This window comes from Bradyrhizobium jicamae (genome assembly GCF_018130215.1).
Lineage (GTDB): Bacteria > Pseudomonadota > Alphaproteobacteria > Rhizobiales > Xanthobacteraceae > Bradyrhizobium > Bradyrhizobium jicamae_A.
This window is the reverse complement of the sequence record NZ_JAFCKQ010000025.1, coordinates 1-21,435: the sequence shown is the minus strand read 5'-3', so window position 1 is coordinate 21,435 and position 21,435 is coordinate 1. Positions and strand designations below refer to the sequence as shown.

General features: G+C 64.0%; 26 protein-coding genes. 8 read left to right on the top strand and 18 right to left on the bottom strand.

What is annotated here, in order from left to right:
- Position 1: 1 nt before the first annotated feature.
- Both JQ586_RS24235 and JQ586_RS24230 read right to left on the bottom strand, forming a co-directional pair.
- Positions 2–1,180, bottom strand: coding sequence for a low temperature requirement protein A (locus tag JQ586_RS24235; RefSeq protein ID WP_249148038.1), 1,179 nt, complete (start codon positions 1,178–1,180; stop codon positions 2–4).
- A 32-nt stretch (positions 1,181–1,212) separates the two neighbouring features.
- Positions 1,213–1,449 carry a BolA family protein gene (locus tag JQ586_RS24230; RefSeq protein WP_212015434.1) on the bottom strand — a complete coding sequence of 79 codons (237 nt, stop codon included), beginning with the start codon at positions 1,447–1,449 and terminating at the stop codon, positions 1,213–1,215.
- 184 nt (positions 1,450–1,633) lie between these two features.
- Between JQ586_RS24230 and JQ586_RS24225 the strand changes: the two genes are divergently transcribed.
- Positions 1,634–1,993: a DUF427 domain-containing protein gene (locus JQ586_RS24225; protein WP_212397130.1), complete on the top strand. Its 360-nt coding sequence runs from the start codon at positions 1,634–1,636 to the stop codon at positions 1,991–1,993.
- A gap of 105 nt (positions 1,994–2,098) precedes the next feature.
- Here JQ586_RS24225 and JQ586_RS24220 read toward each other — a convergent pair whose 3' ends face one another.
- Complete coding sequence (locus JQ586_RS24220) at positions 2,099–2,272, bottom strand: DUF1328 domain-containing protein (protein WP_212397129.1); 174 nt, start codon at positions 2,270–2,272, stop codon at positions 2,099–2,101.
- 195 nt (positions 2,273–2,467) lie between these two features.
- Between JQ586_RS24220 and JQ586_RS24215 the strand changes: the two genes are divergently transcribed.
- The gene (locus tag JQ586_RS24215; protein ID WP_212397128.1) at positions 2,468–3,652 is read left to right on the top strand and encodes an acyltransferase; all 1,185 of its coding nucleotides are present in this window, start codon (positions 2,468–2,470) and stop codon (positions 3,650–3,652) included.
- 117 nt (positions 3,653–3,769) lie between these two features.
- Positions 3,770–4,027 (top strand): GlsB/YeaQ/YmgE family stress response membrane protein, encoded by a 258-nt coding sequence (locus JQ586_RS24210; protein ID WP_212397127.1) that lies wholly within the window; start codon positions 3,770–3,772, stop codon positions 4,025–4,027.
- Positions 4,028–4,085: 58 nt separating this feature from the next.
- Here JQ586_RS24210 and purL read toward each other — a convergent pair whose 3' ends face one another.
- Positions 4,086–6,293, bottom strand: a complete 2,208-nt coding sequence (gene purL / locus JQ586_RS24205; protein ID WP_212397126.1) for a phosphoribosylformylglycinamidine synthase subunit PurL — start codon at positions 6,291–6,293, stop codon at positions 4,086–4,088.
- A gap of 160 nt (positions 6,294–6,453) precedes the next feature.
- On the opposite strand from purL, the gene JQ586_RS24200 reads away from it, so the two are divergent.
- The gene (locus JQ586_RS24200) at positions 6,454–6,948 is read left to right on the top strand and encodes a PaaI family thioesterase (RefSeq protein ID WP_212397125.1); all 495 of its coding nucleotides are present in this window, start codon (positions 6,454–6,456) and stop codon (positions 6,946–6,948) included.
- A gap of 38 nt (positions 6,949–6,986) precedes the next feature.
- Positions 6,987–7,277: a putative quinol monooxygenase gene (locus JQ586_RS24195; protein ID WP_212397124.1), complete on the top strand. Its 291-nt coding sequence runs from the start codon at positions 6,987–6,989 to the stop codon at positions 7,275–7,277.
- 43 nt (positions 7,278–7,320) lie between these two features.
- On the opposite strand, the gene pstS is transcribed toward JQ586_RS24195, so the two are convergent.
- The 5 genes from pstS to purC all read right to left on the bottom strand — a co-directional run bounded on the left by pstS (position 7,321) and on the right by purC (position 10,854).
- On the bottom strand, positions 7,321–8,373 hold the full coding sequence (pstS, locus tag JQ586_RS24190; protein ID WP_212397123.1) for a phosphate ABC transporter substrate-binding protein PstS: 1,053 nt from the start codon (positions 8,371–8,373) through the stop codon (positions 7,321–7,323).
- A gap of 129 nt (positions 8,374–8,502) precedes the next feature.
- Positions 8,503–9,204, bottom strand: coding sequence for a phosphoribosylformylglycinamidine synthase subunit PurQ (gene purQ / locus JQ586_RS24185; RefSeq protein ID WP_212397122.1), 702 nt, complete (start codon positions 9,202–9,204; stop codon positions 8,503–8,505).
- 5 nt (positions 9,205–9,209) lie between these two features.
- Positions 9,210–9,554 carry a hypothetical protein gene (locus tag JQ586_RS24180; RefSeq protein ID WP_312017006.1) on the bottom strand — a complete coding sequence of 115 codons (345 nt, stop codon included), beginning with the start codon at positions 9,552–9,554 and terminating at the stop codon, positions 9,210–9,212.
- A 280-nt stretch (positions 9,555–9,834) separates the two neighbouring features.
- Positions 9,835–10,077: a phosphoribosylformylglycinamidine synthase subunit PurS gene (gene purS, locus JQ586_RS24175; protein ID WP_021077860.1), complete on the bottom strand. Its 243-nt coding sequence runs from the start codon at positions 10,075–10,077 to the stop codon at positions 9,835–9,837.
- A gap of 9 nt (positions 10,078–10,086) precedes the next feature.
- A complete protein-coding gene (purC, locus tag JQ586_RS24170) occupies positions 10,087–10,854 on the bottom strand; it encodes a phosphoribosylaminoimidazolesuccinocarboxamide synthase (protein WP_016843454.1) in 768 nt (255 codons plus the stop codon).
- Between the two features lie 349 nt (positions 10,855–11,203).
- Between purC and JQ586_RS24165 the strand changes: the two genes are divergently transcribed.
- Positions 11,204–11,527, top strand: coding sequence for a DUF1476 domain-containing protein (locus JQ586_RS24165; protein WP_212397121.1), 324 nt, complete (start codon positions 11,204–11,206; stop codon positions 11,525–11,527).
- A gap of 103 nt (positions 11,528–11,630) precedes the next feature.
- Here JQ586_RS24165 and cynS read toward each other — a convergent pair whose 3' ends face one another.
- From cynS to JQ586_RS24145, 4 genes are all read right to left on the bottom strand, one after another.
- On the bottom strand, positions 11,631–12,113 hold the full coding sequence (gene cynS, locus JQ586_RS24160) for a cyanase (protein WP_212397120.1): 483 nt from the start codon (positions 12,111–12,113) through the stop codon (positions 11,631–11,633).
- A gap of 65 nt (positions 12,114–12,178) precedes the next feature.
- On the bottom strand, positions 12,179–13,057 hold the full coding sequence (locus JQ586_RS24155; protein ID WP_212397119.1) for a sulfurtransferase: 879 nt from the start codon (positions 13,055–13,057) through the stop codon (positions 12,179–12,181).
- Positions 13,058–13,102: 45 nt separating this feature from the next.
- Positions 13,103–14,278, bottom strand: a complete 1,176-nt coding sequence (locus JQ586_RS24150) for an acyl-CoA dehydrogenase family protein (RefSeq protein ID WP_212397118.1) — start codon at positions 14,276–14,278, stop codon at positions 13,103–13,105.
- Between the two features lie 40 nt (positions 14,279–14,318).
- Positions 14,319–14,861: an OsmC family protein gene (locus JQ586_RS24145; RefSeq protein WP_212397117.1), complete on the bottom strand. Its 543-nt coding sequence runs from the start codon at positions 14,859–14,861 to the stop codon at positions 14,319–14,321.
- Positions 14,862–15,115: 254 nt separating this feature from the next.
- On the opposite strand from JQ586_RS24145, the gene JQ586_RS24140 reads away from it, so the two are divergent.
- On the top strand, positions 15,116–15,778 hold the full coding sequence (locus JQ586_RS24140; protein ID WP_212397116.1) for a TetR/AcrR family transcriptional regulator: 663 nt from the start codon (positions 15,116–15,118) through the stop codon (positions 15,776–15,778).
- Here the strand turns inward: JQ586_RS24140 and JQ586_RS24135 are convergent.
- Positions 15,775–16,809, bottom strand: a complete 1,035-nt coding sequence (locus JQ586_RS24135; protein ID WP_212397115.1) for a DUF21 domain-containing protein — start codon at positions 16,807–16,809, stop codon at positions 15,775–15,777. The two genes, JQ586_RS24140 and JQ586_RS24135, sit on opposite strands and share 4 nt — an antisense overlap.
- Before the next feature lie 121 nt (positions 16,810–16,930).
- Complete coding sequence (locus tag JQ586_RS24130) at positions 16,931–17,512, bottom strand: cation transporter (RefSeq protein WP_212397114.1); 582 nt, start codon at positions 17,510–17,512, stop codon at positions 16,931–16,933.
- Between the two features lie 528 nt (positions 17,513–18,040).
- Between JQ586_RS24130 and JQ586_RS24125 the strand changes: the two genes are divergently transcribed.
- Positions 18,041–18,895, top strand: a complete 855-nt coding sequence (locus JQ586_RS24125) for a c-type cytochrome (protein WP_249148036.1) — start codon at positions 18,041–18,043, stop codon at positions 18,893–18,895.
- 45 nt (positions 18,896–18,940) lie between these two features.
- On the opposite strand, the gene JQ586_RS24120 is transcribed toward JQ586_RS24125, so the two are convergent.
- The 3 genes from JQ586_RS24120 to JQ586_RS24110 all read right to left on the bottom strand — a co-directional run bounded on the left by JQ586_RS24120 (position 18,941) and on the right by JQ586_RS24110 (position 20,988).
- Positions 18,941–19,669 carry an SDR family oxidoreductase gene (locus tag JQ586_RS24120; RefSeq protein WP_212397113.1) on the bottom strand — a complete coding sequence of 243 codons (729 nt, stop codon included), beginning with the start codon at positions 19,667–19,669 and terminating at the stop codon, positions 18,941–18,943.
- Positions 19,670–19,756: 87 nt separating this feature from the next.
- Positions 19,757–20,197: a DMT family transporter gene (locus JQ586_RS24115; RefSeq protein ID WP_212397112.1), complete on the bottom strand. Its 441-nt coding sequence runs from the start codon at positions 20,195–20,197 to the stop codon at positions 19,757–19,759.
- A 17-nt stretch (positions 20,198–20,214) separates the two neighbouring features.
- The gene (locus tag JQ586_RS24110) at positions 20,215–20,988 is read right to left on the bottom strand and encodes an AraC family transcriptional regulator (RefSeq protein WP_212397111.1); all 774 of its coding nucleotides are present in this window, start codon (positions 20,986–20,988) and stop codon (positions 20,215–20,217) included.
- Between the last annotated feature and the right edge of the window lie 447 nt (positions 20,989–21,435).

The window sequence follows — 21,435 nt, the reverse complement described above, 5'->3', positions numbered from 1 at the left end:
GCTATTCCTCCGCCGGCGACCGCAACGAGATCGTCTCCCACGCGGCGACCACGATCATGATCAGCGTCGTTGTCATCGACAGCCACAGCGGCGACAGGTCGCTGGCGAAATAGGCGGCGACGGCAAGCGCGATGATGCCGACGCCGTGCGACAGCTGCAGGAAATTGCGGACCACGTGCTTGAACAGGATGCTCCCGACCAGGAACAGAATGGGACCGCCGACCGCGCTCACGATCGTCTTGAGATCGGAATGGCCGGACGGATGCTTCAGCACCAGCTCGTCGGCGACCGCGCTCAGGATGATGCCGCCGACGATCGGCATGTGCAGATAGGTATAGGCGATCCGCGCCACCCGTCCGGACTCGGCCGATTTCGCGATCATCGCCGAGCCGGCCTCGGCCCCCTTGTTGAAATAGATCCACCACATCGCGATGCTGCCGACCAGGGCGGAGAGGAATGCGGCCACATTCTCCGGCGTCCAGGTCAGGTCGGCGAAGGTCGCGCCGTCGACGACGATGGCCTCGCCGAGCGCGATCAGGATGAATCCGGCGCAGCGCTCGGCCATGTGGCTGCCCTCGACCGACCATGCCTCGATCGAGGAGAAGCCGAGCTTCGGCGTCCAGAACCGTACCGCCGGCGCGACATATTCGATCGCCAGTGCCGCGATCCACAGCCACAGCCGCGCATTGCCCTCGGACAGGCCACCCAGGATCCACAACACGGCCGAGCCGGACAGCCAGGTCAGGATGCGGATCGCGTTGTGGCGCACCGCGGTTCGGTGCGACGGCGTCACCAGCAGCCAGAACAGGGTGCGGCCGACCTGCATGACCGCGTAGGTGACGGCGAACCACAGCCCGCGCCCGTCGAAGGCCGATGGAATCGAGGTCGACAGCACCAGCCCGCCCAGCATCATGAGGAAGAGCAGGATGCGGACCGGCGTCAACTCGGGATCGAGCCAGTTGGTGACCCAGGTGGTGTAGACCCACACCCACCATACCGCGAGAAAGAGCAGCGTGACCTGGACGGCGCCGAGTGGGGTGAAATGCTGCAGCAGCGTGTGCGACAGCTGCGTGACGGCAAAGACGAAAACCAGATCGAAGAACAGCTCGGCGTTGGTGACGCGGCTCGCCTGGTTCGGCACGATCACGCGAAACATCGCGCCGCGCGGATTATCCGCCATCGATGCGGCCCCCTCGCCCGCCGCCGTCGCGGCTAGCCTCCGGGCACCCCGGTCTGCAGCGCCAGCGCGTGCAGTACCCCGCCCATCTGCCCCTTCAGCGACTGGTAGACGATCTGGTGCTGCTGAACGCGGGACTTGCCGCGAAAGGATTCGGAGATGACGGTCGCCGCGTAGTGGTCGCCATCGCCGGCCAGATCGCGGATCGTCACCTCGGCGTCCGGGATCGCTGCCTTGATCATCGATTCGATATCGCGGGCGTCCATCGGCATCCCAGTCCACCTCCATCAGGTCATTCGAATCATGGCCGGCATGGCAGCCATGATAAAGAAAACCTAGCGCCTGCGGTCTTCTAGGTCATCCCGGGCGACACTATATTCCCATTCCCAGCGTTTTAAACCTGCATCAATCGGTCACGAGCGATCACGCGGAAATGACCAAAAAGGGCGCAGAATCATGAAGCTTCCAGGTCCCGACCATCCGATCACGATCACGCCGAATCCGAAGCGCGTCCGCGTCACGGCCGACGGCGTCGTCATCGCCGAGACGACCCATGCGTTGACCCTGAAGGAAGCGAGCTATCCCGCCGTGCAATATGTCCCGCGGCAGGACGCCAACATGGCACTGCTGGCCCGCACCGAGCGCACCACGCATTGCCCCTACAAGGGCGACGCGAGCTATTTCAGCGTCAAGGCCAACGGCAAGACGCTGGACAATGCGATCTGGACCTATGAGACGCCATTCCCGGCGATGGCCGAGATATCGGGCCATCTGGCGTTCTATCCGGACAAGGTGAAGATCGAGGAAGTGGCCTAAGTCTCACAAATTCCGGGCCGGCAAGCAGCAAACCCCAGGTGCGCGATCGCGCACCTGGGGTTTGGCGCCGCGGAATGACGACGCATGTTGAAGCAATATCGCCCGCTACGCACGGAATACCGTGAGCCCGAGGATCAGCAGCACCAGGAAGATCACGACAAAGATGTAGAACAGGAAGCGTGCGATGTCGGCGGAAGCCGCCGAAATGCCGGTGAAGCCGAGCAGACCCGCGATGATCGAGACGACAAGGAAGATCAGCGCCCATTTCAGAATCGTCATTGCTAGCTCCTCAACCTGCGCGTACGCCGCGCCTCCGCCGGTCGTTCCGACAACACCAGCGAACGACCGCAGTTCCTAAAGCTGAACAGACCCGCGTAGATGACAGACTCCGACACCCTGGAATTGGGACAAATCGTTCTTGCTGAATCAAGTTCCCGATTGCAACATCCAGCCGCAGACCCTGCTGGGGGCACCATGAAATCGATTGCTCACGCGGCTCCGACCGTCGACGTCCAGGCAGCACCGAAAGCCCATAAACGCAACGTGTCGCTCGATCGTGCCCGCACGTTCCTGACACTGGTCGTGCTGCTGCATCACGCGGTGATCCCCTATACCTATTTCGGGCACACCGATCCGACGTCCTGGATCGGCTTCGACTGCATCGTGCTCGCCACCGACAGCTTCTTCATGGCGATGTTCTTCTTCCTGTCGGGGCTGTTCGTGTGGCCGGGCATCGGCCGCAAATCATTGCCGATCTTCCTGCGCGACCGGCTGCTGCGACTCGGCCTGCCGTTCGTGGTCTGCGCCTTCACGGTGATCCCGCTCGCCTATTATGCGATTGCGCTGCGCGCGACGCCTGATCTCACCTTCTCCGAATTCTGGTGGAAGACCATGACGGTCGGGCCGTGGCCGAGCGGCCCGATCTGGTTCGTTTATGTATTGATGACTTTCGATGTAACCGCGAGCCTGCTCCACCGGGTGTCGTCGAAGCTGCTCGAACCCATCAACAGATTGTCGTTGAAGGCGTTCGAATGGCCCTGGAAGTTCTGGCTGTTCATGGTCGTCGTCAGCGCGATCGTCTATATTCCGATGCTTGTCTACTACGGCCCGTACCACTGGTTCGAGTCCGGACCGTTTTCGGTTCAGGCGAGCCGCGTCCTGCTCTATGCGTCCTATTTCTTCATCGGTGCTGGCGTTGGTTCGGCAAACCTCGAGAGCGGCCTGCTCAGCGCGAATGGAAGGCTGACCCAGCGGCGCTGGTTCTGGACGTTCGTCACGCTGATCCCCTATGCGCTGATGTGGGTGATGGTCTACATCAAGCGCCAGATCCTCGGTAATCCCGATCCGCTGCCGGCCTGGTATCTGGCGATCTACGGCACCTTCTTCGTGCTGTTCAGCGCTTCGATCCTGTTCGCAATCCTGGCCTACTTCCTGCAATCGAGGTCACCGGGCCCAACCCTGCTCGACCGCATGCAGGGCGATGCCTATGGCATGTTCCTGGTGCACTACCCGATCGTGCTGTGGCTGCATTACTGGCTGTTCGACTTCGACCTGCCGGCGATCCCAAAGGCCGCGATCGCATTCTTTGCCACTGTCGTCCTGAGCTGGGGCGTCACGGCGGCGCTGCGCAAGATCCCCGGGGCAGGATACGTACTGTAGCAGCGCAACCGCGCCGCCACAGGGCCGATAATTTGGGTACAACCCTGCCATTGGTCACATGCGGGCGGACGACTCTCGGCTATGCTGCCCGGACTGATCGACCGCAGGGAGTCCAAGATGAACGACCCTCAAATTGGCTGGATCGCCGCAATCATCGTCGGCGGATTGGCCGGCTGGCTTGCCGAGATGTTCATGAAGTCCGGAACGGGCATCCTGATGAACATCATTCTCGGCATCGTCGGCGCCGCGCTGGCGAACTGGCTGCTCGCGCTCGTAGGCGTGTCGCTCGGCGGAGGCTGGATCAGCTACCTCGTCGCCGGCTTCATCGGCGCCTGCATCATCATCTTCCTGTGGCGCGCCATTCGCGGCAGGTAGCCGTCGCGGTTGGTAGTCGTCGCGGTTTCTTCGGACGGGAACGGCTGATCCTCCCGGATCAGGCGGCGGCACCGCGCATGTAATTCGGCAGCCAGTGCTCGAAGGCGCGGGACAGTTCGGCGACCGCGACCGGCGTCTCGCCGGCAACCGCGATGGCATCGCCGCCGGTAGTACCGATGCGGGCACACGGCACGCCCGCCCCCTTCATCTTCGCCAGCACGAGACCGGCATCCGCCACCGGGACGGTGACGATGTAGCGGGCCTGATCCTCGCCGAACCAGTAGGCATGCGGCACGATCGCTGACGGCGCCGCCAGCAGCTGTGCGCCGATGCCGCTCGCGATCGCCATCTCGGCCAGCGCAATCAGCAGCCCGCCGTCGGAGACGTCATGCACTGCGGTGGCGGTACCGGCATGGATCATGCCTCTGACAACGTCGCCATTGCGCTTCTCGGCGGCGAGATCGACCGGCGGCGGAGCGCCCTCCTCGCGGCCGCAGACGTCGCGCAGGAAGACCGACTGGCCAAGCCAGCCTTGCGTGTCGCCCAACAGCAGGATCGCCTCGTCAGCAGCCTTGAAGGCCAGCGTCGCGGACCTGGTGAAGTCGTCGAGCACGCCGACGCCGCCAATCGAGGGCGTCGGCAGAATGCCGCGGCCGTTGGTCTCGTTGTAGAGCGAGACGTTGCCGGAGACGACCGGAAAGTCCAGCGCGCGGCAGGCGTCCGAAATGCCCTTCAGGCAGCCGACGAACTGGCCCATGATCTCGGGCCGTTCAGGATTGCCGAAATTGAGATTGTCGGTGATCGCGAGCGGACGGCCGCCGACCGCGGTGATGTTGCGCCAGGCCTCCGCCACCGCCTGCTTGCCGCCCTCGAACGGGTCGGCCTCGCAATAGCGCGGCGTGACGTCGACGGTAAGTGCGAGGCCCTTGGGCCCATCCTCGATGCGCACGACCGCGGCATCCCCGCCGGGGCGCTGCACGGTATTGCCGAGGATGACGTGGTCGTACTGCTCCCACACCCAGCGCTTCGAGCACAGTTCGGGCGTGCCGATCAGCTTGATCAGCGCAGCCGCAATTCCGAGCGGCGGCTTGACGTCCTGCGCGCGGATCACGGGCTGCGCGTTCGAGGCCACATGCGGGCGGTCGTAGACCGGCGCCTCGTCGCCGAGCTCCTTGATCGGCAGGTCGGCCATCACGTCGCCGCCATGCCTGACGACGAAGCGCTTGGTCGGCGTGGTGTAGCCGACGATGGCGAAATCGAGCCCCCATTTGCGGAAGATCGCCTCGGCCTGCTTTTCCTTCTCGGGCTTGAGCACCATGAGCATGCGCTCCTGGCTTTCCGAGAGCATCATCTCGTAGGCGCTCATGCCGGTCTCGCGGGTCGGCACTGCGTTGAGGTCGAGCTCGACGCCGAGGTCGCCCTTGGCACCCATCTCGACCGCCGAGCAGGTCAGGCCCGCCGCACCCATGTCCTGGATCGCGATCACGCAACCCTGCTCCATGATCTCGAGGCAGGCTTCCAGCAGCAGCTTTTCGGCGAAGGGATCGCCGACCTGCACGGTCGGGCGCTTCTCCTCGGAGGCGTCGTCGAATTCGGCCGACGCCATCGAGGCGCCGTGGATACCGTCGCGGCCGGTCTTGGAGCCGAGATAGACGATCGGCATGTTCACGCCGGAGGCGGCCGCGTAGAAGATCTTGTCGGCGTCGGCGAGCCCCACCGCCATCGCGTTGACGAGGATGTTGCCGTCATAACGGGTGTGGAAGCGCACCTGGCCGCCGACCGTCGGCACGCCGAAGGAATTGCCGTAGCCGCCGACGCCAGCGACCACGCCCGACACCAGGTGCCGGGTCTTGGGATGTTCGGGCGCGCCGAAGCTCAGTGCGTTGAGGCAGGCGATCGGCCGTGCGCCCATGGTGAAAACGTCGCGTAGAATGCCGCCGACGCCTGTTGTCGCACCCTGATAGGGCTCGATGTAGCTCGGGTGGTTGTGGCTCTCCATCTTGAAGACCACGGCCTGGCCGTCGCCGATGTCGATCACGCCGGCATTCTCGCCCGGTCCCTGGATCACCCAGGGCGCCTTCGTCGGCAATCCGCGCAAATGGATGCGGGACGATTTGTATGAGCAGTGCTCGTTCCACATCGCCGAGAAGATGCCGAGCTCCGTGAAGGTCGGGACCCGCCCGATCAGCTTCAGGATGCGCTCATACTCGTCCGGCTTCAGCCCGTGGGCGGCGACGAGTTCGGGGGTGATCTGGGGCTCGTTCATGGGTCCCTTAATAGGTAGATCGAACGGGGCGGAAAAGGCCTTTTAGGGGGCATTTTGGGCCTGTCCAGAGCTTTGCGGCGGCTGGCCGCGGGTACAGGATTTGCACATCGGGGATGGATCGGATTTAAGAACCAAAACCCGAAAATTGAAGGCCAATACCGTGAACGAGCTCGCCAACACCGCACTCAAGACCGCATTCAACCGTCGCCCCGATCTGCACGTCGAAACCGAGGGCGAATTCGCCGGCTGGCGGACCTGGACACGCGACAGCTTCGAGACCCATACCGGCCCCTTCTACCACCGGATGGACGAGACCGGCCGCATCACCTGCGCGTTCCGGGTCGGCAAGAAGCACCTCAACGGCTCCGGCAACGTCCACGGTGGCTGCCTCATGACCTTTGCCGATTATTCCCTGTTCGCCCTCGCCGGCCCGGTGCTGCAGGGCCCGGGCGTCACGGTGTCGTTCTCCTCCGAGTTCCTCGACGCGGCCCGCGAGGGCGACCTGGTCGAATGCACCGGCGAGATCACCCGCGCGGGCGGATCGCTGATCTTCGTGCGCGGCATGCTGACCTCGGGCGAGCGTGCGTTGCTCACCTTCTCCGGCACCATCAAGCGGGTGAAGCGGAAGCCCCCGGTTGACGCCTCCACGCCGTAGCGACCATCCTGCGCCGGCAGGAATTTGCGAGGCGCTCGATGCAACTGTATTTCTTCGCGCAGTTTCACGCCGCTCCGGGCAACGAACTCGCCCTCGAGGCGGCGCTCAACAAGGTCGCGATCCCCTCGCGCACGGAGACTGGATGCAGGCAGTTTCACGCCTTCCGCAGCAGCCGCGACCAGGCGAGGTTCGTCATCCATTCGGTATGGGCCGACGAAGCGGCGTTCGATCACCACGCCACGCTTCCGCATACGGTCGAGTTCCTCGCCACGGTAGACGGGCTTGTCGACCGCCCGCCGGACCTGTGCCGCACCGAGATGATCCTCTGAAGCGTTTTCTTCGAACGGAGTGGATACCGGTTCGCGTGCGGCGTCAGCGCTTGTCGCTCGCTGATGCCGACTGGGCGAGCGCTTCAGAGCCTTGTTGCCAATAGAGCTCGATCCGCGCGACCAGGGCGGACGGCAGAGGAACGTAGTTGAGCCTTTCGGCCTGAGACCTTCCACCCACCAGTGACCAGCGGAGGAAGTCGATCGCGGTGGCAGCCCTCTCAGGCGATTTTGGCTGCCTGGGCATCAACACGAATGTCGTGGCCGTGATCGGATACGCATTGTCCCCCGCCGCATTGGTGAGAACCAGGCAGAAATCCTTCGCGCTCTTCCAGTCTGCGCCCGACGCTGCGGCCAGGAAGGATGCGGCGTCGGGGGCGACGAAATTGCCGGCACTGTTTTGCACCACGGCGAATGAGATCCTGTCGAGCCGCTGCAGCGCGTAGGCATATTCGAGGTAACCGATCGAGCCCGGGATCAGGCTGACGAGCGAGGCGACGCCGTCATTGCCTTTCCCGCCGAGGCCAAGCGGCCATTCGACGAAGGTGCCTTCGCCAACACTGGCCTTCCATTGCGGGCTGACCTTCGAGAGATAGTTCGACCAGTTGAACGTCGTTCCGGACCCATCGATGCGATGAACCACTGATATCGGCGTGTTCGGCAGCATCAGGTCGGGATTGATCGCACGAATGGCCGGATCGCTCCACGATCTGACCTTGCCGAGATAGATGTCGGCGAGCACCTGCCCCGTGAAGTGGATCTGGCCCGGCCTGACGCCCTGGAGATTGACCACCGGCACGACGCCTCCGATCACGATCGGAAACTGCATCATGCCCAGCCTTTCCAGCTCCTTCGGATCAAGCGGCATGTCGCTGGTGCCGAAATCGACCGCGGCCTTCTTGACCAGGGTGACGCCGACGCTCGAGCCGACCGGCTGATAGCTGACGTCGTTACCGGTCGTTGCCTTGTAGGCCTCTATCCACTTCGCCATGACAGGCGAAACGAAGGTTGAGCCCGCGCCCCTGGTCTCCGCCGCAAGGCTTTGCGTCGCAACGACCAGGGCGGCGAAGATGATCGGCAGCCTGAAATGCTTCGTCATGCCTCGACCCTAGCGGGCCGGCGAAGAAGCCAATGTGGGCCATGTCACAAGATTGCAATATTCGCCAAGCCGATCATGCGGTTGCCGCCCGGGCCGACACCCGGCGGCAGCGTCCGGCATGTCGCGGCGTCACGCCGCCCTTTCGTGATGCTGCACGAGCCCTGCGAACAGGCCGCGGCCATCGGTGCAGCCCATGATCTCTTCGACATGGTTCTCGGGGTGCGGCATCATCCCGAGCACGTTGCCGCCCTCGTTGACGATGCCGGCGATCGAATGCGCGGCACCGTTGAAGTTGGAGGCCTCGTCGACCACGCCCTCCGCCGAGCAGTAGCGATAGAGCACCCGCCCGTCGCCTTCTAGGCGCTTCAGCGTCTCCTCGTCGGCCTCGTAATTGCCCTCGCCATGGGCGACCGGCACGCGGATCACCTGACCGGCATTGTAGCCGCGGGTGAACGGCGTGCCGGAACGCTCGACCCGCATATGCACATCGCGGCAGACGAACTTCAGTTGCGCATTGCGCATCAGGACGCCGGGCAGGAGGCCAGACTCGCAGAGGATCTGGAAGCCGTTGCAGACACCGAGCACGAGACCACCTTTTGCCGCGAAGTCGCGCACCGCATCCATCACCGGCGCGCGCGCCGCGATCGCGCCGCAGCGCAGGTAGTCGCCATAGGAGAAGCCGCCGGGCACCACCACGAGGTCGGTCCCCGCCGGCAGCGACGTCTCGGCGTGCCAGACCATCGCGGTCTCGTTGCCCGACGCCAGCTTGAGCGCACGCGCCATGTCGCGCTCGCGGTTGATGCCGGGGAAGACGAGGACGGCTGATTTCATTGTTGTCACCGGGTTTTGGGCGCCAGAACGAGCATGGCTGCGGCCGCGAACTTCGCGTAATTGGCGTTGCTGATCTTCTCGTCGCGCGCCGAACTGATCAGGCTGGCAGAGGCGCGCGTGCCGAACAGCAAACCGTTCACCTGGTATTCGCTGACGCCGTCCGGTGTCACCGTCAGGCGCCGGGCCCGATACATCCGCGGCAACGCCGTGCCTTTCGCACCGTCAACGCCGAGAAGCGTGATCTTCTGATCCGGTTTGCGCTGCTCCAGCGCCTTGATGATCTGGGCCTGGCTCTCGCGGAACTGATCCAGGGTCATCGGATTGTTGGCAGCATAGAGGCGGTAGGTCACCTTGGAGCCGGCGCCGCAGCTCGCTTGTTCGCAGTGGAAGATATGCACATCGGAGCTGCTGCGCTGATAACGCCACCCACTGACCGAGATCGGTGGCGCCGAGATCGGTGGCGCCGAAATCGGTGGCGCCGGTGACGCGGCCGCTGGTGGCGGCGGCGCCGATTGGGCCGACGCCGCGCCAATTCCGGCAACCGTCAGCAACGCAAGCAACGACGATCGGACAAGAGCACGATTGCGGCCGGGAGAGGCGGGAGCGGCTGTTCTCATCTGGCGCGCTCGCTCAGCTCAGAACCTCGACCCGGTAGTTCTCGATCACGGTGTTGGCCAGCAGCTTGTCGGCCGCCGCCTTCAGCGCGGCTTCCGCCTTGGCCTTGTCGGTGGCGGCCAGCTCGATGTCGAACACCTTGCCCTGGCGAACGCTGGCGATGCCATCGACGCCGAGCGATTTCAGCGCACCCTCGATCGCCTTGCCCTGGGGATCGAGGATGCCCGACTTCAACGTCACAGTCACACGTGCCTTCACGATCGCCCCTTAGCTTTTCACCAGCACCGGGCCGCTTCCGGCCGGCCGTTCATTCTCGATCAGGATGCCGAGCCGCTTGGCCACTTCGGTATAGGCCTCGAGCAAGCCGCCGAGGTCGCGGCGGAAGCGGTCCTTGTCGAGCTTCTCGTTCGACTTGATGTCCCACAGCCGGCAGGAGTCCGGCGAGATCTCGTCGGCGACGATGATCCGCATCATCTCGTTCTCGAACAGGCGCCCGCATTCCATCTTGAAATCGACGAGGCGAATGCCGATGCCGAGGAAGAGACCGGTCAGGAAGTCGTTGACGCGGATGGCGAGCGCCATGATGTCGTCGATCTCCTGCGGGGTCGCCCAGCCGAAGGCGGTGATGTGCTCTTCCGACACCATGGGGTCGTTGAGCTGGTCGTTCTTGTAATAGAACTCGATGATCGAGCGCGGCAGCTGGGTGCCCTCCTCGATGCCGAGGCGCTGCGACAGCGAGCCGGCCGCGACGTTCCGCACCACCACCTCGAGCGGCACGATTTCGACCTCGCGAATCAACTGCTCGCGCATGTTGAGGCGGCGGATGAAGTGCGTCGGCACCCCGATGTCGTTGAGGTGCTGGAACAGGTACTCCGAAATCCGGTTGTTGAGGACGCCCTTGCCCTCGATCACCTGGTGTTTCTTGGCGTTGAACGCGGTCGCATCGTCCTTGAAGTGCTGGATCAGGGTTCCCGGCTCCGGACCTTCGTAAAGGACCTTGGCCTTGCCTTCATAAATACGGCGTCGACGGCTCATTGGGATGTACCGTGTTTTGTTGAAATCCATGAATTTGGGTGCTCCGGATGACTTGGGGTTGCGACCCACGACGGAGCTGCCGCGGAGGCCTGGAACCTGGGTAGTCCAAGAGGAAACAGAACAAGAACCGAGCCTGCAGGCAACCTATCCGATTGGCCCATGGAGCACAATCGATACGGCCCTATCCAGGCCACTTATACCGCCCTAACGTAAAGGCCCGATTCCGCCTGTTTTGCCTGCGGCTTAACGGCTCGTTGTGTCGCCGATTCCACGCTCTTATCTAGGCAGAGTTCGGGGCTGCCGCAACGGAAGCTGCGGCCCGCCATTTGCGCACGGGGAACTTGAGGCCATGACCACATTCGACGAGCGCGAGGAAGGCTTCGAGAAGAAATTCGCCGTCGACGAGGAGCTGAAATTCAAGGCCGAAGCCCGCCGCAACAAGCTGCTCGGCCTGTGGGCGGCCGAGAAGCTCGGAATATCCGGCGACGTCGCCACCGCCTATGCCAAGGAAGTGGTGGCCGCCGACTTCGAGGCGGCGGCCGACAGGGGCGCCCTGCACAAGGTGCTGAAGGACCTCACCGCCAAGGGTAACGCCGTCACCGAGGGCGATATCCGCGCCAAGATGGACGAGCTGCTGATCCAGGCGGTGGCGCAGGTGAAGGCCGGCGTCTGAGACCCGCCTTCAACGCCGCCGCCGCAGCGACGGGCGGCAGCGAGTGGCGAGCAGCGACGGAACAAACCGTCCGGTCGCTAATCGCCATGCGCCCTTTCCTGGCTCATCCCTCCTTGAAGCCGTATTCCGGCACATTGCCGCTGGCGCCGTAATATTTGTACGGCAGGAACTTGCCCGACATCGTGATCTTGACGCGATCGCCCTTCGGATTCGGCAGCCGCTCCATCACCATGTCGAAGTCGATGGCCGACATGATGCCGTCGCCATATTCCTCCTCGATCAGCGCCTTCCACGCCGGGCCGTTGACCATCACGAGTTCGTAGAAGCGATAGATCAGGGGATCGGTCGGCGGCATCGGCATGCCGCGCATCGGCGTCTCGTTCAGCATCGCGATCTCGGACTTCGACAGGCCGAACAGCTCGCCGGCATTGGCGGCCTGCGGCTTCGTCAGTTTCATCTGGCCGAGGATCGCGCCTGTTATCAGGACTTCGGAATAGCCGCCGATCTTCTCGCAGATGTGTTTCCAGCTCCAGCCCTTCTCGCGCTTGATGTCGAGCAGCTTCTCGGTGAGGTCTTCGCGTTTCATCAGGTTTCCTCCTTGCACCGTCCGGCGGCACCTTGCACCGCCGGGCGGCCGCAATCATGCAGATTCTATGCCGCCTTGCCCGTCACGACGGACGCGGTCGGCAGGCCCTCGTCGATCGGCAGCGACGGGTCGCGCGACCACTCGTTCCAGGAGCCGAAATACATCCGCACGTCCTTCACGCCGGCGTTCTTCAGTGCGAGGAAGGTGTTGGAGGCGCGCGCCCCCTTGAAGCAATAGAGATAGACCGGCGTGGCCTGCGAGATGCCGACGGTGGCACATTCCGCCAGGATCTCGTCCTTCGACTTGAAGCGCGGTCCTTCCGCGGTCGGCTTCATCATGCGGTACCATTCGAGCCAGACCGCGCCGGGGATGCGGCCCTTGCGCGGGCAGAAGTCCTTGCCGTAGGGCGAGGAGCTGTCGCCGATCCACTCGTCGACGTCGCGCACGTCGAGGATTGCGATGCCGGGCTTGTCGAGCGCGGCCAGCATGGCCTTGGCATCGATCAGGATGTCGCCCGCCTCGGCCACGATCGAGAACGACGCCTTCACCGGCACCGGGACGTCGGTGGTCACGGGAAGGTCGGCCGCCTTCCAGGCCTCGAAGCCGCCATGCAGCACCTTGACCCTGGGATAGCCGAGCATCGTCAGCAGGTAGTAGCCGCGGCAGGACTGGCCGAAGCCGGAGTTCATCGACTGCTCGTAGACCACCGCGGTCTCCTTGCCGGACAGACCGGCAGCGCCGAACGCAGCGGCGAACTTGGTCTTCAGCTCGTGCATGCCCTCCGGCGTCGAGGTCGCCAGATAGGTGAAGATGTCATGCACGTTGACGGCGCCGGGCAGGTGTCCCGCCGCATAGGCATCCGGATTCCGCGTGTCGATGATGACACACGCTTCTTTGGTGATGAGCTCGGCAAGCTCGCCGGCGGTGATCAGAACGTCCGTCATGGCTCTCTCCTGTGTGGTTGCAGTCTTGGTGGTCCCGAACTTTCGTCAGCCATCCGCCAGCATCTTGCGCAGCTGCTTGGTGGCGGGCGTGACGATGGCGACGAAATAGGCCTCGCGCAGCCGGCGTTGCGCGCGGTGGCTCTTCAGGTAGCCGCGCGCGCCGCAATGGAGCATCGCCGCATGCGCGACCGCGACCGTGGCATCGCCGATGCGCAGGCGCAGCGCTACGACGCGGCGCCAATAGCTGTCGTCTTCATTGTAGGGATCGCGCGCGAGCGCCATCGCCTCCTTCTCGAACTCCGCATGGAGCTCGCGGAATTGCAGGGGTTGCTGCGGCAAATAGCGATTGACGTGGCCGAGCGGCGCATGGACCTCGTCCATGATGTTGATGCAGTCGCGCATCAGCCCGAGACCCATGCCGGTTTGCAGCAGGATGAAGCCGGCGCGGATCTTCTTCACGAACGGTGCGGCCGGCGCAGCCAGGATCAACTCGTCAGGGACGAACACGTCGCGGAACTGGACGCTGTAGGTGCCGGTGCCGTCCATGGCGAGAAACGGCTTGCAGGGTTGCAAGCTGATCGCGGGATCGGAGCAGTCGGCGAGGAACATCACCGTGCCCGGCTCGCCTCTCGCGATGCCGCCCGGCTCGCCTCTTGCGATGCCGTCCGGCTCCTCGCCGGCGACGCCGCCATCCTCGCGCTCGAAGATCGTGCCGAAGTAGTGGTCGGGGCCGAGATTCGAGACCCAGGGCAGCGCGCCGCGGACGATGTAGCCGCCCTCGACCCTGCGGCCCTTCAGCTTCAGCCGCTCGATGCCGAAGAAGCTCTTCATCGGGTTGGACAGCCCGGTGCCGCCGAGCACGCGCCCGCTCGAAAAGCCGTCGCCGAAACGCGAAGCGAGCTTCATGTTGGTGGAATTCGCCGCGTACCAGACCAGCGTGTTCTGGCACCACGCGATGAAGGCGGTGGCGCCGCAGACCTCGCCGAGCGCGGCGATCGACTGGATCGCGCAGCACAAATCGGCAGGTCCCTCCTGCGGGACGTGACTGCTCCAGGCGCCGAGGCTGCCGAGACCGCGCAGGAACGCGCCCGGGTAGACCGAGCCGGCATCGATCGCCGACGCAAGCGGTGCCAGCTCCCGACGGGCCAGCCGGGCGACCTCGTCGGCAATCGTCGGTGCGGGATCGGCAAGGTCGACCCGCGATAAAGCCAATGAACCCATTGATCGTCTCCGCACCTTCTGTTGATGCCCGTCCGGCGCCTCAGGCGCCGACCTCGAGATTGACGGGACGGGTGAAGGTGTTGGCGACCGGCGACCATTTCTTCACATGGGCCACCAGCGCGTTGATCTCGTCCTGCGAGACGCCCTCGCATTCCATGTCGACCTTGACACGGACGTCGGTGAAGCCGACCGGTTTCTCGCTGACGTCGCCGGTGCCCCACACCGCCGTGATGTTGAGGTCGCCCTCGAGCTCGAGCTCGAGCTTGTTGACGATCCAGCCACGATGCACGGCGTTGGCGTGCAGGCCGACCGCAAGGCAGGAGCCGAGCGCGGCCAGCGAGGCTTCCGACGGATTGGGCGCGGTGTCGTCGCCGAGCAGGCCGGGCGGCTCGTCGACGATGTAGGGTGCGAGGTTGCGGATGTAGTTGGCGTGGCGGAACCTGCCCTCCGCCACCGTCTTGCACTTCAAGGTCTTGACGACCTTCGGGTTGGCCTTGCCGTTGGCAATGAGCTGCTCGAGCCCGCCTCTGTCGATCGGCGCGAGGCAGCCGGTCAGTGCGGTTTTTTGAGCGACAGCAGTCATCAGTTTTCTCCCTGGGAGCGATGGATTGGTCAGGATACCGAACGGTCTGTTTCCTGCATAAGCTGTGCCAGTCCGCCGCCGGATCGAAAGCCGAAATCCCGCAAGCGCTTAGCCTGCAGTGCCCGGGAATTGATCAGCCCGCGCATGCTCAATCGCAAAGCAAATGCCGCGCGGACGCGATTATTTTGAGCGCAGCTGTGCACGCATGAAGATGCGACTTGATGATTGCGCCTCGGTCCGATTTACTGCCGCGCATGGGCAGATCGCTGACAAAGAAAAAACCTGCCGCGGCGTTCGCCGCCGGTGACGATGAATCCGCGCGCGGGCGCCTGCTGAACGCCGCGACGCGGCTGTTCTGCAAGAACGGGATCAACGCCACCGGCATCGATGCGATCATCGACGAGGCCGGAACCGCGAAGACCACGCTCTACAAACTGTTCGGCTCGAAGACCAACCTCGTCCATGCGGTGCTGGAGAGCGAAGGCCGGCAGTGGCGCGAATGGTTCATCGGCTCCATCGAAGCCGGCGGCGGCGATCCGCAGACCAAGCTTTCGCGGATCTTCCCCGCCCTTAAGGTCTGGTTCGCCGAGGAGCGCTTCTACGGCTGCCCGTTCATCAATGCGGTTGCCGAGCACGACAAGGATGCGAAGCAGTTCCGCACCATCGCGATGCGCCACAAGAAGGTGGTGCTGGCGCACATCGAGAAGCTTGCAGCCGACATGGGCGCCGCAGAGCCGGCGGTGCTGGCGCATCAGCTCGCACTGCTGATCGACGGCGCCATCGTCGCCGCGATGGTGTCCTGCGATCCCGGCGTCGCCGACACCGCAGGGCTTGCGGCGAGCAATCTGTTTGCGCCGGCAAAGCTGAAGAAGGCGAAACGCGCGGGCAGCGCAGCCGGGCAGCTCGTCGCGGTCTAGGCCGCCGACATCTTCTCCACGGTCGCGATGCCGCGCAACAGCCGGCCGAGCAGATCCGAGCCGGTGATGATGCGCTTTTGCCCGCTCCAGATCAGGATCAGGTCATGCTCGATCACGTCGTCGCCGGGCGCTTCCGGCACGACCTTCATGAGCCCGATGACGTCGCCGAGCCGCGCCTTCGCATCGCGCACGATGATCGGTCGGTGCCAATAGGCGGTCGGATCGCTCTCGAGTTCGCCGAACAAGGCGTCGCGCAGGAAATGATCGGCGTCGAGCACGAACGCCGGCTCTCCGGCGGGATCGGTCACGATCACCCATTTCATGCCTGACGCGTCGATCTTGCGCAGGAACGGATCGTCCGGAACGCGGTCGAATTTCGGCAGCACGCAACGCTGATTGGCCAGCGGCAGGCTCAGGATGCTGTCGGGATGGATCACCTCGCCTTCATCGCAGACCGATATGTCGTCGAGATCGAGGAAATTCTGGGCGCCGGTCGCCTCCAGCTTGCTGATGTCGCCGCCGGCGACGACATGGCGGGCAATCATCCGCCTGATATCCTGCTCGCGCATATAGGCGATGCCTTCCGAGCCCAGCCACCAGTCGAGCACCATGGCGGTCGGCTTCGCCAGCGGAAACAGCACGATCCGATAGAAATTCAGGAACGGCAGGAACCGCGCGGTCATCGCCAGCGCGTTGCGCGAGAAATAGGCCTGCGGAAAGATCTCGCCGAGCAGCGTGATGGCGAAGGCCGAGAACAGGAACGCGCCGACGCCGGCGAGAACCGAGTCCGAGAGCAGCGTCAGGGCAACGTTGGTGGTGACGTTGCCCCAGATGATGGTGGCCAGGATCAGGTTGGTGTTCTTGCGGAGTTCGAGCACCTTTGCCGCGTTGGTGTTGCCGCTGTCCGCTTCGATCTGAAGCCGCAGCAGGCTGAGGCTGAACACCGCGAGGTTCAATCCGGAAAACAGGGCCGACTGCAGGATGCAGGCGGCGATCCCGATCCAGGTCGGGATGGTCCCAAGTAAAGCCATTGCCGTGCCGCCTCGATGTTGCAGACCTTGCAGACGCTATCACAGTCGAACGCGATGACGGCCGAATGACCGCATCGTGATCCGGCGACGCGGCGCGACTGCCGCCGCACTCGCCCGCGGATCACGCCTGTGCAGCGCCTGCCGAGCGTTCCTCGCGCGCAGCCAGATAGACTTCGCGTGCGGCGTCCATGTTCATGATCGCGATACCGACCCCGACCGCAAGGTCGGGCCAGGGCGAGCTCGACAGCGCGGTCACGACGCCGGCGCCGACGATCGCGACATTGGCGATGGCATCGTTGCGGGCCGAGAGGAATGCCGCACGGGTCAGGCTGCCGTGGTGATCGCGGAATCGCGCCAAGAGGAACGCGCAACCGAGATTGACGGCCAACGCCCCGAGACCGGTGATGCCGAGCGGAACGGGCGCCGGCGCCACCGGGCTCATGAACTTGGCGACAGCCGTCCAGACCGTGGCAATGGCAGGAACCAGCAGAACGCCGGCCAGCAAGGTCCCGAGCCTGCCCCGGTTGACCTCACTCCACCCAATCCCGATCAGGATCAGGAGATTGATCGATGCATCCTCGAGAAAATCCACGCTGTCGGCAAACAGCGAGACCGAGCCGATCGACGTGGCCACCGCGAACTCGATGCCGAAATAGCTGAGATTGGCGAGCGCGACGATGAGGACTGTTTGTCGAACGTTCATGCTGCCGATCCCGGAAACCGAGGGCCCCGTGCTCCCAGAGATCGAAATTCGTTGCTATCATCACGGCGTCTTCGACGACGCATGGACCGCCTCCCCACATAGTCGTCGACATCAATACAACACCTCACCGTGTTGCGCCCGTTCATGGCCGTACCTTGGCACGACTGCTGAATTTTACCGCCCGACGCTGTGCTCCGCGCCGGCGATCCCGACGTTCGCTCCGGGATGGCCGTGCCTGAGACTTGCCACGGCTCCCTTCCCGAGGCCGCGAAAGTCATGTAGCGTCTTGCCTGAGCTGCCAACGGGACGTGCGGAATCCCTGATTTGAGCGGCAGCGCTCATGCCGTCCGCGGGCATCCAACTCGTTCATTCATGAATGCTCTGCACATGTCGACGTGTCCGGGACGCCGACGTGAGGTACGCAGGGACGGTTGAATAGTCCTTATCGTTGAATTGCCTTGCACGCTTGCATTGCGGACGACCGCGAGGTCGCCGACCACTCATTCTTTGAAGCTATTGGAGCTCGTCATGGCAAAGCGCATGACAACAATCTCCATACTTGTCTCGGTCGCCGGCATTTTGAGCGTCACAGCCCAGGCAGAGACGCCGGTCGAACGCGGGCATTATCTGGTGGAGGGCGTACTGACGTGCGGCAACTGCCATTCGCCCAGCGGACCGGGCGGCGTGATCGACAGCACGAAGCTGTATTCGGGTGGGCCGCAAACGTGGGATGAACCGACCTTCACCGTCAGGGGCGCGAACATCACGCCGGATGCGGCAAGCGGCATCGGCAAGTGGAGTGACGACGACATCAAGAAAGCCCTGAGCGAGGGAATTCGGCCGTCCGGTGGTCCGCTCGCGCCGATCATGCCCTACGGCTTCTACAAGATTTTCACCACCGGCGATCTCGAGGCGATCGTCGCCTATCTTCGCTCGGTACCCGCGGTTTCAAATGCGGTCCAGCCGCCGGTCTACAAGGCGGCCCTCCACGTCGACACTCCTCCCGGCGCCGACAAGCCGATGACCGAAGCCGACTTGCGCGATCCCGTCAGACACGGCTTCTATCTCGTCACGGTCGCCCATTGCATGGAGTGCCACACGCCCAGGGTGAACGACCGTCTGGATTTCGCGAACCTCGGCAAGGGCGGTCAGACGTTTCGAGGCCCATGGGGAGAGACGATGTCCCGCAACATCACGTCTCATCCGGAAAAGGGCATAGGCGCATGGAGCGATGACGACATCAAGCGGGCCATCACCCAGGGCATCCGCAAGGACGGCAGCCATCTCAAGCCGCCGATGGGCTTTGCCTGGTATGCCCGCATGACCGATGCCGATCTCGGCGACATCGTCGCCTATCTGCGCACCGTGCCGGCACGGGAATGATCATTCATCGGAGGGGCGCGGGGCTCGATCCGGCTGTCTTTCGACCTACAGATCGAAATTCGTCGGCATCATCACGACGTCGCGGATGGTCATGCCGCGCGGCCGCGTCAGCATGAACATCACGACGTCAGCGACTTCCTTGGCCTCCAGCAGGCTGCCCTGCTCCTTGGCCTCCTTCAGCTTCTCGGCCGGCCAGTCCGCGAGCAGCGAGGTGATGACGGGTCCCGGCGAGATGGAGCCGACGCGGATGCCGTGCCTGAAGACCTGGCGGCGCACGGTCTGGACGAAGCAGTTGATCGCCCATTTCGACGACGCATAGACCGGCTCCCAAGGCGTCGGATAATGCGCGGCCAGCGAGCTGGTGACGATGATGTCGCCGGTCGCCCGCGCGATCATGTGCTGCAGCACGTCGTGCACGTTCTTCATCACGACGTTGACGTTCAGATTCAGCATCCGGTCGATCGCGCCGCTGTCGGCGTCGACCAGATCGCCGCCGACATAGGTGCCCGCATTGGCATGGAAGATGTCGAGCCGGCCCTCCTTCTCCAGGATTTTCGGCAGCAGCGTCGCGCAATCCCTGGGGTCCAGCAAGTCGATGACCAGGGGGATGACGGCCTCACCGAGCTTGCCGCGAAGCGCCTGCAGCGCGGCGGCGTCGCGATCGACCATCACCACCCGGGCACCTGCCGCCAGCATCGCCTCGCTGCTCGCCAGTCCGATGCCCGACGCCGCGCCGGTCACGGCCGCAACCTTGCCTTCCAGTTCCTTCGCCATGAGCACTCCACCTTGCCGACGTCACCCCAAACTGGCTGCAGTATAGCACTCAAGGCGGCGGTGTCGGGGCAAAGGGCGTCCGGCGCTTCACGCGCGGATCATCGCAGCGCCTGCAATCAGGCATGCAGCTCCAAGCAGGCGTACGACCGTCGCCTGATGTTGCGGGGTGCCGAGCAGGCCGAAATGGTCGAAGACCAGCGAGCTGAGCAGTTGGCCCACGACGACTAGGGTCACGACGGAGGCAACGCCGAGGCGCGGGATCATGAAGACGCATGTTGCGATGAAGGCCGCTCCGAACAAGCCGCCGGTCCACGTGATCAAGGGCGCACGCGCGGCGGATGCAGAGCTGAACAATGGTTCGCGCAGGACGACGAGCACCGCCGCCAGCGCGATCGTTCCTCCGAGGTAGCTGACGAAGGCCGACCACCAGACGGATTGCAGGGTTCTCCCGAGATTCGCATTCAAGAGCTGCTGGAAGGCGACGCTGCAGCCGGCTGCGAGGACCAGAAGGGGCGCAAGGACATTCATGGCTGACCGCGACAGGACTATGTTGTTGGGCTGACGTCGTGACCCGACCTTAGGCGCGGCGGCCGCGACCTGTCTGGAACGAAATCGACCCCACACGCCGGCGTGAATGCCGACCGGTAGGTGGCTGGCGTCGCGCCATAGGCTCGGCGGAACAGCCGCCCGAAATGACTCTGGTCCGCAAAGCATGTCGCATAGGCGACATCGGCTACGGCGCAGCCCTGCTTGAGCTGCGCGCGAGCCCTCGTCAGCCGGTGCGCGACGCGGTAGGCGGCAGGTGTCATCCCGAACTGCCGCTTGAACGCTCGGATGAAGCCGTCGGTCGAGTAGCCGAACTGCGCGGCCATCGCGCCGACATCGATGTCCTGGTCGAGAAACTGCTTCGGCAACACGACCGTCGCGGCATGCCGATCGTCAAGGTCCCCTTCCCTGCGCACCGAACCGACGGCATCGATGATCTCGCCCGGCGATCGGGCGCGCATGCCGCGGATGATCTGCGGGACCAAGACGTCATGCGCCGCCGGATGGCCGCACGGAAGGTAGAGATGGATGATCGACGCCGCACTGCCATGGGAAGCGTGTGGCAGGCCGGATGGGATCATCACAATGTCGCCCGCGGACGCGCGGAACTCCCCCCGCGGGGTCCAATATGCACGCCATCCGTGGCAGACGGCCGCAACCTGAATCTCATCGTGGAAGTGAGCCGCCTGCGACATCGGGCGCGCGGTTTCGAGCCGCCCCATCTCGACGCCGTCCGCACGGTGATACGGACGATAGCTCCACGATGCGCTCATTGGCATCCAGCCCATCTAAAACCGACCGGGAATCATCTCAGCCGGAGTCCTGATCCCGCACAAGGTGCGACAGGATGACCCGACGGGCAAATCAGGGAAACCTGTCAATCCCCAGCCGCGAAAATATTTCGGTTTATCGGAACGATACCTTGATGTATAGACTTGGGCATCTCACCCGCTCGAGGGGCGCTCGCGATCGTCACGAACGTTGCGGTGGGATGCGGTGGACGCTGCGTGCGTGACTGACGAGAGCGCATGCAGCGGACGGCGAAATCGTGCAGGCCTGACGCCCTGGTGGCAGGTGTCCTCTCGCAAGATGCGAAAGCATCTTCGCGAAAGCGGTGACAAAAAAGCCCAGTCTCGCCGGGGCGAGCACGTATAAGCCGTAACCCATCGCGCAGGGAAAGCCGGATTGCTCCGGTTACACCTGTGGTCCTACCCCCGTGC

Excerpts from the sequence above, each read along its gene's own strand:
- JQ586_RS24235 (WP_249148038.1), bottom strand. The coding sequence starts at position 1,180 with ATGGCGGATAATCCGCGCGGCGCGATGTTTCGCGTGATCGTGCCGAAC.
- JQ586_RS24230 (WP_212015434.1), bottom strand. The coding sequence starts at position 1,449 with ATGCCGATGGACGCCCGCGATATCGAATCGATGATCAAGGCAGCGATC.
- JQ586_RS24225 (WP_212397130.1), top strand. The coding sequence starts at position 1,634 with ATGAAGCTTCCAGGTCCCGACCATCCGATCACGATCACGCCGAATCCG.
- JQ586_RS24220 (WP_212397129.1), bottom strand. The coding sequence starts at position 2,272 with ATGACGATTCTGAAATGGGCGCTGATCTTCCTTGTCGTCTCGATCATC.
- JQ586_RS24215 (WP_212397128.1), top strand. The coding sequence starts at position 2,468 with ATGAAATCGATTGCTCACGCGGCTCCGACCGTCGACGTCCAGGCAGCA.
- JQ586_RS24210 (WP_212397127.1), top strand. The coding sequence starts at position 3,770 with ATGAACGACCCTCAAATTGGCTGGATCGCCGCAATCATCGTCGGCGGA.
- purL (WP_212397126.1), bottom strand. The coding sequence starts at position 6,293 with ATGAACGAGCCCCAGATCACCCCCGAACTCGTCGCCGCCCACGGGCTG.
- JQ586_RS24195 (WP_212397124.1), top strand. The coding sequence starts at position 6,987 with ATGCAACTGTATTTCTTCGCGCAGTTTCACGCCGCTCCGGGCAACGAA.
- pstS (WP_212397123.1), bottom strand. The coding sequence starts at position 8,373 with ATGACGAAGCATTTCAGGCTGCCGATCATCTTCGCCGCCCTGGTCGTT.
- purQ (WP_212397122.1), bottom strand. The coding sequence starts at position 9,204 with ATGAAATCAGCCGTCCTCGTCTTCCCCGGCATCAACCGCGAGCGCGAC.
- purC (WP_016843454.1), bottom strand. The coding sequence starts at position 10,854 with ATGAGCCGTCGACGCCGTATTTATGAAGGCAAGGCCAAGGTCCTTTAC.
- JQ586_RS24165 (WP_212397121.1), top strand. The coding sequence starts at position 11,204 with ATGACCACATTCGACGAGCGCGAGGAAGGCTTCGAGAAGAAATTCGCC.
- cynS (WP_212397120.1), bottom strand. The coding sequence starts at position 12,113 with ATGAAACGCGAAGACCTCACCGAGAAGCTGCTCGACATCAAGCGCGAG.
- JQ586_RS24155 (WP_212397119.1), bottom strand. The coding sequence starts at position 13,057 with ATGACGGACGTTCTGATCACCGCCGGCGAGCTTGCCGAGCTCATCACC.
- JQ586_RS24150 (WP_212397118.1), bottom strand. The coding sequence starts at position 14,278 with ATGGGTTCATTGGCTTTATCGCGGGTCGACCTTGCCGATCCCGCACCG.
- JQ586_RS24145 (WP_212397117.1), bottom strand. The coding sequence starts at position 14,861 with ATGACTGCTGTCGCTCAAAAAACCGCACTGACCGGCTGCCTCGCGCCG.
- JQ586_RS24140 (WP_212397116.1), top strand. The coding sequence starts at position 15,116 with ATGGGCAGATCGCTGACAAAGAAAAAACCTGCCGCGGCGTTCGCCGCC.
- JQ586_RS24135 (WP_212397115.1), bottom strand. The coding sequence starts at position 16,809 with ATGGCTTTACTTGGGACCATCCCGACCTGGATCGGGATCGCCGCCTGC.
- JQ586_RS24130 (WP_212397114.1), bottom strand. The coding sequence starts at position 17,512 with ATGAACGTTCGACAAACAGTCCTCATCGTCGCGCTCGCCAATCTCAGC.
- JQ586_RS24125 (WP_249148036.1), top strand. The coding sequence starts at position 18,041 with ATGGCAAAGCGCATGACAACAATCTCCATACTTGTCTCGGTCGCCGGC.
- JQ586_RS24120 (WP_212397113.1), bottom strand. The coding sequence starts at position 19,669 with ATGGCGAAGGAACTGGAAGGCAAGGTTGCGGCCGTGACCGGCGCGGCG.
- JQ586_RS24115 (WP_212397112.1), bottom strand. The coding sequence starts at position 20,197 with ATGAATGTCCTTGCGCCCCTTCTGGTCCTCGCAGCCGGCTGCAGCGTC.
- JQ586_RS24110 (WP_212397111.1), bottom strand. The coding sequence starts at position 20,988 with ATGAGCGCATCGTGGAGCTATCGTCCGTATCACCGTGCGGACGGCGTC.